At 72.3% G+C, this 8,586-nt stretch carries 8 protein-coding genes and 1 pseudogene; 6 read left to right on the top strand and 3 right to left on the bottom strand.

The genetic code is table 11. The features are described from left to right. Positions 1 to 701 (bottom strand): SAM-dependent methyltransferase (locus tag ACFWI9_RS14645; protein WP_387161915.1); only part of this gene is annotated, 701 nt, incomplete at its 3' end. 96 nt (positions 702 to 797) lie between these two features. Between ACFWI9_RS14645 and ACFWI9_RS14640 the strand changes: the two genes are divergently transcribed. The 4 genes and pseudogenes from ACFWI9_RS14640 to ACFWI9_RS14625 all read left to right on the top strand — a co-directional run bounded on the left by ACFWI9_RS14640 (position 798) and on the right by ACFWI9_RS14625 (position 3,724). After that, positions 798 to 1,997 carry a sensor histidine kinase gene (locus ACFWI9_RS14640; RefSeq protein WP_387161913.1) on the top strand — a complete coding sequence of 400 codons (1,200 nt, stop codon included), beginning with the start codon at positions 798 to 800 and terminating at the stop codon, positions 1,995 to 1,997. Positions 1,998 to 2,114: 117 nt separating this feature from the next. Next, positions 2,115 to 2,822 carry a response regulator gene (locus ACFWI9_RS14635; protein WP_387161911.1) on the top strand — a complete coding sequence of 236 codons (708 nt, stop codon included), beginning with the start codon at positions 2,115 to 2,117 and terminating at the stop codon, positions 2,820 to 2,822. A gap of 2 nt (positions 2,823 to 2,824) precedes the next feature. Continuing rightward, positions 2,825 to 3,428 (top strand): annotated as a pseudogene (locus ACFWI9_RS14630) (ATP-binding protein). Positions 3,429 to 3,505: 77 nt separating this feature from the next. Continuing rightward, positions 3,506 to 3,724, top strand: a complete 219-nt coding sequence (locus ACFWI9_RS14625) for a hypothetical protein (RefSeq protein WP_387161909.1) — start codon at positions 3,506 to 3,508, stop codon at positions 3,722 to 3,724. Between the two features lie 28 nt (positions 3,725 to 3,752). On the opposite strand, the gene ACFWI9_RS14620 is transcribed toward ACFWI9_RS14625, so the two are convergent. Both ACFWI9_RS14620 and ACFWI9_RS14615 read right to left on the bottom strand, forming a co-directional pair. After that, positions 3,753 to 4,859, bottom strand: a complete 1,107-nt coding sequence (locus ACFWI9_RS14620) for a DUF5937 family protein (protein WP_387161908.1) — start codon at positions 4,857 to 4,859, stop codon at positions 3,753 to 3,755. Positions 4,860 to 5,058: 199 nt separating this feature from the next. Next, positions 5,059 to 6,309, bottom strand: a complete 1,251-nt coding sequence (locus tag ACFWI9_RS14615) for a threonine aldolase family protein (protein ID WP_387161907.1) — start codon at positions 6,307 to 6,309, stop codon at positions 5,059 to 5,061. A 203-nt stretch (positions 6,310 to 6,512) separates the two neighbouring features. On the opposite strand from ACFWI9_RS14615, the gene ACFWI9_RS14610 reads away from it, so the two are divergent. Together ACFWI9_RS14610 and panC are read left to right on the top strand one after the other, a co-directional pair. Continuing rightward, positions 6,513 to 7,451, top strand: coding sequence for a Rossmann-like and DUF2520 domain-containing protein (locus ACFWI9_RS14610; protein WP_387161905.1), 939 nt, complete (start codon positions 6,513 to 6,515; stop codon positions 7,449 to 7,451). A gap of 113 nt (positions 7,452 to 7,564) precedes the next feature. Next, positions 7,565 to 8,586, top strand: a 1,022-nt coding sequence (gene panC / locus ACFWI9_RS14605) for a pantoate--beta-alanine ligase (RefSeq protein ID WP_387161954.1), incomplete at its 3' end; no start/stop codon positions are given.

The following is an 8,586-nucleotide window of genomic DNA, read 5'->3' as shown; positions in this document are numbered from 1 at the left end:
AGCCCCGTTCCGGCCCGGCGCCCGTCGACGGACCGGACGCCGGGCCCGGGACCGGGGCCGCCGCCGATGTCGGGGTCGGCACCGGCGCCGACCGTCGGCCACCACCGCTCCAGCCACGCCGCGTCCGCGCCGCTCACCGGCTCCCCGAGCCGCTCCGTACCGTCCTCGGGGCGCACCAGGACGTAGCGGGCGACGCCCGCCTCATCCACCTCTGCGACATCCACCGGGACGTTGTCCAACCACTCGTTCGCGAAGAGCAGCCCGTTCGCACCGGCGGGGGGCTGCTCCGACCACTCGATACGCGGGTCGAGTCCGTCGGGCCGCGCGGCGCGCTCCACCGCGCAGGTCCGCACGGGCCGCCCGTCCGGCAGCCGCCCGCCGTCCGGCAGCGCCGCCAGTACACCGGTCAGCAGCTCCCCGCGCCCCGCGCCCATGTCGACCAGTGTGATCTCGGGCGCATCCGGAAGGGCCGCGGCCGTCTCGGTCAGCAGCCTGGCCACGGCCCCGGCGTACAGGGGCGAGGCGTGCACCGAGGTACGGAAGTGGCCGGCGGGCCCCTCCGGTCTCCGGAAGAACCCGGCAGGCCCGTACAGCGCCTGCTCCATCGCCACCCGCCAGGGCAGCCAGCCCCCCGCTTCCCGATGCCGGCGTGCCGACGCGCCTGCCTCATGTGGACCGCGGTCCGTCGCCTCATACGTCACGCGTCTCAGTGTCCACCTTGCGGAGTAGGTGCTCATCGAACGGATCGGCCCTCCGGTTGACCCCGGCACCTTTCCGCTTTCCCTACGCTGGGTTACGTGCAGCGCCTCTATGACTTTGTCCGCAGACACCCGACGGGGATCGACACCTTCTGGGCCGTCGTCCTGTTCGGGTTCTCCATGCTGTGGGTCATCCAGGACACCGAGGGCAACCAGCCGCGCCCAGTGGCGGCTCTCCTCGTCCTGCTCCTCTGCCTCGCCGTGGCACTGCGGCGCCGCGCCACGGAGCTGATGCTGCTGCTCGTGGCGGCCGTCGGGGTCGCACAGATCGTGCTGAACATCAAGATCAACGCGGCGGATTTCGCCATGCTTGTGATCATCTACACGGTCGCGGCTCATGAAGGTCCCCGATGGGCCTCCCGGCTCGCACTCGCCGGCGGCCTCGCGGCCGCCCCGCTCGCCCAGATCCGCTGGCCCGAGGGGGGCATGGGCGTAGGCCAGCGGATCGTGGTCACCACCGTGATGGCGGTCCCGTTCGCCCTCGCCTGGGTCCTCGGCGACTCCCTGCGCACCCGCCGCGCCTACCTCGCACAGCTGGAGGAGCGCGCCGCGCGGCTGGAACAGGAGCGCGAGGCGCAGTCCAAGGTCGCCGTCGCCGCCGAGCGCGCCCGTATCGCCCGCGAACTGCACGATGTCGTCGCCCACAACGTCTCCGTGATGGTGGTGCAGGCCGATGGCGCCGCGTACGTCATGGACACCGCACCCGACCAGGCCCGGCAGGCCCTGGAGACCATCTCCACCACCGGCCGCCAGGCCCTCGCCGAGATGCGCCGACTGCTCGGGGTGCTGCGCACGTCGGACGCCCCGGAGAGCGGTGAGTACGTACCGCAGCCGGACGTCCAGCAGATCGAGGACCTGGTCGAACGGGTACGTGAAGCCGGCCTCGCGGTCGACTTCAAGATCGAGGGAACCCCGCGCTCACTGCCGAGCGGCGTGGAGCTCACGGCGTACCGCATCGTGCAGGAGGCCCTGACCAACACCCGCAAGCACGGTGGCCCCGACACCGCGGCCAGCGTCCGGCTCGTCTACTTCGACGACGGTCTCGGCCTGCTCGTGGAGGACGACGGGCGGGGCGCCTCCCGCGAGATGTACGAGGACGGCGGCGCTGACGGCAAGGGCCACGGGCTGATCGGCATGCGCGAACGCGTCGGCATGGTCGGCGGCACCCTGGATGCCGGGCCCAGGCCGGGCGGCGGCTTCCGTATCAGTGCCTTGCTTCCGCTCAAACCCGCCCACTAGTCAGCCGGTGGTTCGGCGGGGTCAGCCGGCCGGTCACTCTGGGAGCAAGCCGTATCGGGCAACCGGAAGACCGGGCAACTGAACGGCGGGCTGCAGCTCGTTGCGTACGCTGGCCGTATGACGTACGCGCCGGAAGAGTCCTCGGTAGGACATGTAAGAGTCATGCTTGTCGACGACCAGGTACTGCTGCGTACGGGCTTCCGTATGGTGCTGGCCGCGCAGGCCGACATGGACGTCGTGGCGGAGGCGGGGGACGGGGTCGAGGCGATCGAGCTGCTGCGCACCACGCCGGTGGACGTGGTGCTGATGGACGTCCGGATGCCGAGGATGGACGGGGTCGAGGCCACCCGGCGTATCTGCGTCCAGCCGAACCCGCCCAAGGTACTCATCCTGACCACCTTCGACCTCGACGAGTACGCCTTCACGGGGCTGAAGGCGGGCGCGAGCGGGTTCATGCTCAAGGACGTGCCGCCGAGCGAGCTGCTCGCCGCCATCCGGTCCGTGCACAGCGGAGACGCGGTGGTGGCGCCGTCCACCACCCGACGGCTGCTCGACCGCTTCTCGCCGATGCTGCCGTCCGCGGGGGAGCCCGAGCAGCACAAGGAGATCGGCAAGCTCACCGAGCGCGAACGCGAGGTCATGCTGCTGGTGGCACAGGGGCTTTCCAACGGGGAGATCGCCGGGCGGCTGGTGCTGTCGGAGGCCACGGTCAAGACACACGTCGGCCGCATCCTCACCAAGCTGGACCTGCGGGACCGGGTCCAAGTGGTGGTGCTCGCGTACGAGTCCGGCCTGGTGCGGGCGGGCGGCAACGCCGGGGCGTGAGCGTGCTGCCGTGGATCAACGGGCCCTTCGGCGGCGGCAGGACACAAACGGCGTACGAACTGGCCCGTAGGCTCCAGGGCAGTGCGGTCTGCGACCCGGAGCACGTCGGTTTCGGGCTGCACCGGATGCTGCCGCCCGCGCTGCGGTGCGACTTCCAGGACCTCGCTGCCTGGCGGTGGGGCGTCTACGAGGTACTGGACCTCGCTCTGCGCTCCCATGGCGGGGTGCTTATCGCCCCGATGACCGTGGTCGAACCGCGGTACTTCGAGGAGACCGTGGGACGGCTCCGGTCGGTCGGACACGAGGTGCGGCACTTCGCGCTCCTGGCCGAACATGCGACGGTGCTGCGCCGGCTCAGCGAGCGGGGGCTCGGACGGGGGGCTGAAGCGGGAGAGCTTCGCTGTGCGGAAGCTGGACCACTGCCTGGAACGGCTCGCCGGGCCGGAGTTCGCCGAGCACATCCGCACCGACCGGCTGACCGTTTCCCAAGTCGCCGAGCGCATCGCCGAGTCCGCCGGGCTGCGGCCGGCACAGGACACCTACGGCCCGCTGCGCCGCAGACTGCGGCGGATCAAGATCGGGCTGACGCATGTCCGCTTCGACTAGGCCGTTTACCGCGCACACGGGTGGATAGGGTGAGGGGACCGGCCTGATCAAGGCCGGCTCTTGACGGGGGTCTTGATATGTCGACGATCGTTGTGTTCTTCGGGCTGCTCGCGGTTGCGGTGGTGGCGCTCATCGTGCTGCTGCTGCGACGTGACAACAAACCGACGGAGAACGTGGACGGTCTGCTGATCGAGCAGGCGCGGCGCCAGACGGCCGCCCACGACCGGGCCTCCTTCAACGCGCTGGCCCAGCACAACATGCCGCCCACCATGGGGGACGGCCACCGCAGGCGCTGAGCACGCCGCCGGGCATCCGGCCCGGTTCTCAGCGCAGGACCGTCTCCAGGAAGTCGCTGCCCAGCCGGGCCACCACCGGGACGTTGAGCTGGTGCAGCACATAGCGGCCCCGGCGTCGCGTCGTGACCAGGCCCGCCTTCTTGAGGACGGAAAGATGGCGGGACACCTCCGGGGCGGTGATGCCGTGGGCGTCCGCCAGTTCACTGGTGCTGTGCGCGGTGCGGGCGAGGTTGCGGCACAGGCGCATTCGCAGCGGGTGGGCCAGCGCCTCCATGCGGCGTTTGAGCAACTCGACTGAGGCTGGGCCTGGGAGCTCCGGGGCACCGATGGGGTAGTGGATCATGGGGCGCCAGCCCGGGGCGTGCAGCACCATCAGATGCGGCCAGCCGAAGCTGGAGGGCACGAGCGTCAGCCCGGCTCCCACCCGGGGGTCGACGGAGGTGGTGCGGCCTTCCACGAGTTTGTCCACCGTGATCGTGCCTGCCGACTCGTCCAGCGAGAGCGCGGGTGAGACGGCGCGCAGCGCCTCCGCGAGGCCCTTGCGGCGCAGCAGGTCCGTCTTGTGCCGGGCGTCGGCGGCGAGCTGGACGCGTACACGCTGCCAGGTCTCGGCGAAGAAGGCCTGTTCGCAGTCCTCGAACAGGCGGCGCAGCCAGGCGCGCACGGGAGCGGGGTCGTCCAGCAGCCGGCGGGTGAACTCCAGCGGCTTGGGGCCGTGGACAGCCGCCAGCTCCAGGGCACGGCCGGGGTCGGCGGGGCCGTCGCCGTCGTTGGCGGAGCAGTTCAGCTCCAGGGCCGCCTCGACGAAGCGCTCGTCGGAGAGCCGGTCGAGCATGTCCAGCTCTTCGGCGAGCGTCGCGCCGGTGCTTCCGTCGTGGCCGGGCACACCGGCGAACGGTGCGAACACGTCCGAGAACGTGGTGCTCCACAGGAAGCGCGCCTCGTGCAGCCGGTCGGCCAGATCCGGTTTCAGTCCGGCAGCGGTGGCCGTGGCCCAGCCGTGCAGGCCGGGATGGTGTCCGGGCTCGGCCAGCGCGTGCAGGGCCACACCCAGTTCGGCCAGCGGCGATATCGAGAAGACGATGCGCTCGGGCGGCAGGCCCGCGATGTCGATGGAGACGCTCACGTGCCCCATACTGCGCGGTCGCCCCGCAGAACCCCGACTCGATTGACGCCGCTCGTCAATCGGCTCGCGAGCCCCGGGCCGGACACCCCGGGCCGGGGAGTAGGGACGCCATTCGGCAGTACCTCCTCGACGCCGATAGCGCCTCCCGCATGGCGTCCCGATGCCTCGGGCCCGAGACGCCCTGACAGGGAGATCCTCCGTGCGCTGCTCAGTCGACTGTGTGGCCCCCGGCGTCTGCGACCGGGGCCAGGAAGCGTATGAACTCCGCCAGCGCCGCCCGCACATCCCCAGCGGTCCACTCCAGTCCCTCCGCCGCCACGGTCACCTCCGTGACGGACACCCTCGGCGGTCCCCCGGGCTCCGGCGCGAACCAGCGCCGAAAGAGGGCGGTACCCGTCCGCTCCGCCTGCCGAAGCGACGCCTCGTTCAGCTCGTCCGGCTCGTACGGCAGCCATACCTGGAACTGGTGCGTGTGCGGGATGCCGGGGTGGACCCGGAACCAGCCGATCTCGGACGCGGCCCGCATCCCGTCCGCCAGCGCGCCCGCCACGGTCCGCGCGTGGGCCACGTACGACGGCAGCCGCGGCAGCTCGCGCTCCAGGCCGACCAGCGCGGACAGCGCGGCCGGGTACTGCTGGAAGAGCTGCCCGCCGTAGCGGTGCCGCCAGACCCTCGCCTCGTCCACGAGGGACCCGGGCCCCGCCAGCACGGCTCCGGAGAGCCCGCCCAGGGACTTGTAGAAGGAGACGTACACGCTGTCCGCGAGCCGGGCGATCTCGTCCAGCCCCCGCCCGAAATGGGTGGTGCACTCCCACAGCCGGGCGCCGTCCAGGTGCACCACCGCGTCCCGCTCCCGGGCGGCTTCCACCGTGTCCACCAGCTCCTGCCAGGACGGGAGCAGGAAACCGGCTTCACGCAGCGGCAGTTCGAGCATCAGCGTGCCGAACGGCTCCTCCAGGTCCCGGATCTCCTCGGCTGTGGGCAACCGGGGAGCCCGGGTCGGATGGACCGTGCGCAGCCCGCTCACCAGCCCGAGCGCGCCCCGCTCATGTATCTCGGGATGGGCCAGTGGCTGCAGCGCGACGGTGTGGTTGCCCGTGCGGCCGGCCCAGCAACGTAGTGCCACCTGCTGCGCCATCGTCCCGGTCGGGAAGAACGCGGCGGCGGGGAAGCCGAGCAGCGCCGCCACCCGGTCCTCCAGAGCCTCCACGACCCCGTCGCCGTAGACGTCGCCCCTTTCGCCCAGATTGTGGACCGCGCCCGCGTCGGTGGCGAGTGCCACCAGCCGCTCACCCATGCTGAACTCCGTCGGAAGGCGCCACAGCACCCGCTTCGACGCCCGCCAGGCTTCGAGCCTGCGTCGGCTCTCGTCCTGCTCTCGCCACGCCGCTCCCGCGGTGTCCGTCGGGCTCGTGGTGTCCGCGGTGTCCGTCGGCTTCGCCTCGTCTGTCGTCGTCATCTCCGCCGCTCCCCTCGTCTTCCGGCGTACTGAGATCATGGCGGGTCCCGTCCCCGGCCCGCACAGCCTGTGGATAACTCGAGGGCCCGCCCTGGCCGCCCTTCGCGGCCTGTGGACGGCCGAGGGCCTGGCAAGGCGCTGGCGTAGCATGACGAGGAATCGTCCGGTACCCCCCGCGGACTGGAACGGAAGGCCGTCGCCGCGTGAACGCATCACCACCGTCAGCACCTCATCCAGCATCCGAGTCCGTCGACCCCAGGGACCGACCGGCCCGGCTCACTGTGGGCGTCGTCGGAGCGGGCCGCGTCGGACCCGCCCTCGCCGCGTCCCTCCAGCTGGCCGGCCACCGTCCGGTCGCCGCCTCGGGTGTCTCGGAGGCCTCGCGGCGCCGCGCCGCGGCCCTGCTGCCCGACGTGCCGCTCGTGACGCCCGAAGAGGTGCTCGCCCGCGCCGAGCTGGTGCTGCTCACCGTGCCCGACGACGCCCTGCCCGCTCTGGTCGAAGGGCTGGCGGAGACCGGGGCCATCCGCCCCGGGCAGCTGCTCGTGCACACCTCCGGGCGCTATGGCACGGCCGTGCTCGACCGCGCCCGCCGGGCCGGCGCCCTGCCGCTCGCCCTGCACCCCGCGATGACGTTCACTGGGACAAGCGTCGACGTCCAGCGGCTGGCCGGCTGCTCCTTCGGGGTCACCGCGCCCGCAGAGCTCAGGCTGGCCGCCGAGGCACTGGTCATCGAGATGGGTGGTGAGCCGGAGTGGATCGACGAGGAAGCCCGACCGCTCTACCACGCGGCTCTCGCCCTCGGTGCGAACCACCTGGTCACCCTGGTCGCCCAGGCCATGGAGCTGCTGCGCACGGCGGGTGTCGCCGCACCCGACCGGATGCTCGGCCCGCTGCTCGGAGCGGCGCTGGACAACGCCCTGCGCTCGGGCGATGCCGCGCTCACCGGCCCGGTGGCCCGAGGCGACTCGGGCACGGTCGCTGCCCATGTCGCCGAGCTGCGCAAGCACGCGCCCGGAGCCGTCGCCGGATACCTGGCCATGGCCCGTACGACAGCGGACCGCGCCCTGGCGCACGGACTGCTCAAGCCGGAGCTCGCCGAGGACCTGCTGGGCGTGCTCGCCGAGGGAGACAACCGATGAGCCGGCACACCCGGACGGGCGACGCCTCCCGCCCCGTCGGCGCGTATGCGTCGGACAGCGCGTACGAGGCCGACGGCGCCCACGGACGCAGCCGCGAGGACGGTGGTGACCCCATGCGGGTGCTGCACCACCGCCGCGAACTGGACCAGGCCCTGGAGCGCCTCGCACCGCGTGGCCGCACAGCCGTCGTCATGACCATGGGCGCCCTCCACGAAGGCCATGCCACCCTCGTGCGCACGGCTCGCACCCACGTCGGCCCCGGCGGCTTCGTCGTCGTCACCGTCTTCGTCAACCCGCTCCAGTTCGGCCCCGGCGAAGACCTCGACCGCTACCCCCGCACCCTGGAAGCCGATCTGAAGATCGCCCGGGACGCGGGCGCCGACGTGGTGTTCGCGCCGTCCGCGGACGAGGTCTACCCGGGCGGGCAGCCCCAGGTCCGTATCACCGCGGGCCCGATGGGCGAGCTGCTCGAAGGCGCCAGCCGCCCCGGCCACTTCGACGGGATGCTCACCGTCGTCGCCAAGCTCCTCCACCTCACCCGCCCCGACGTGGCTTTCTTCGGCCAGAAGGACGCCCAGCAGCTCGCGTTGATCCGCCGGATGACCCGCGATCTGAACTTCCCCGTGGAAATCGTCGGCGTACCGACCGTGCGCGAGCCGGACGGTCTCGCGCTGTCCAGCCGCAACCGCTATCTCTCGCCCGATGAGCGCAGGACCGCGCTCGCCCTGTCCCGGGCCCTGTTTGCCGCCCGCGACCGGCTCGCCGCGCAGCAGGCGCTGCGCGCCCGCGCCGAGTCGGCCCCGGCTCCGCAGGCGCGGGCCGCCGCGCTGTCGGCGCTCGGCGAGGCCCGTGCGGCAGCCGACGCGCACGCCGTGGCGGCAGCCCAGCCGGGCGGTGGGGCCGATGCCGTACGCGCCGCGGCCCACATCGTGCTGGACGAGGCGGCCACGGCCGTGCCGCGGCTTGAGCTCGACTACCTGGCGCTGGTCGACCCGTCCGACTTCACCGAGGTCCCGGACGGCCACGAAGGCGGGGGGGGGGTTGGGGGGGGCGCGCGGGGGGGGGGTCCCTTCGGGGTAGCAGAAAGAAAACGCGCCAGACTGGGGGCGCGCAGTTGGAGGGCTAGGCCCGCTCA

The sequence above is a fragment of the Streptomyces sp. NPDC127084 genome (assembly GCF_042724175.1).
In the GTDB taxonomy this organism is placed as follows: Bacteria; Actinomycetota; Actinomycetes; order Streptomycetales; family Streptomycetaceae; genus Streptomyces.
Note: the sequence above shows the minus strand (reverse complement) of the source record. Positions and strands in the feature narration are given on the sequence as shown.